Source organism: Pseudoalteromonas sp. Z1A6, assembly GCF_011378745.1.
GTDB classification, from domain to species: Bacteria; Pseudomonadota; Gammaproteobacteria; order Enterobacterales; family Alteromonadaceae; genus Pseudoalteromonas; species Pseudoalteromonas arctica.
Window position 1 is genome coordinate 1 of record NZ_WTKW01000707.1, and the last position, 573, is coordinate 573.

The following is a 573-nucleotide window of genomic DNA, read 5'->3' on the forward strand; positions in this document are numbered from 1 at the left end:
AACTTCCCCATTTCAAATTAATTACAGGTTAGGTCTTAATGATATAAAGTCTTTTTCGATTGAAAGAATCAGAAAAACACTTAATAGAAGTAATATATTATGAAACCATTGAGATTGTTATTTATAGTAAATGTCGATTGGTTTTTTATTTCACACCGTTTACCGATAGCGAAAAAAGCTCTTGCAAGTGGTTATGAAGTGACTGTTGCTTGTAGATTTACTGAGCATAAAGATGAATTAGTATCGATGGGTTTCAATGTCGTGGATATCCCTTTTACTCGAAGTGGTGGCGGTATACCTTCTGAAGTAAATACGATAAAAATGATTAAAGCTACTATTAAAGATATACGGCCTTCATTGATTCATGCTATTACCATTAAACCAGTTTTGTATTCAGGTATGGCACTTCAAGTTATTAAGCAAGATATTCCATTTGTTGCTGCTATATCAGGGCTTGGTTATGTATTTACTGCAAATACGATACGAGCAAAATTAACCAGATTAATTGCATCAGCCTTTTATAAAGTGGCTCTGTCACAAAAATATAAAACGATTATTTTTCAAAATACTTCT

1 protein-coding gene is annotated in these 573 nt (G+C 31.9%); it reads left to right on the forward strand.

Annotation, left to right across the window (positions count from 1 at the left end):
• Nucleotides 1-99: 99 nt before the first annotated feature.
• Nucleotides 100-573, forward strand: a 474-nt coding sequence (locus GQR46_RS20430) for a glycosyltransferase family 4 protein (protein ID WP_165742360.1), incomplete at its 3' end; no start/stop codon positions are given.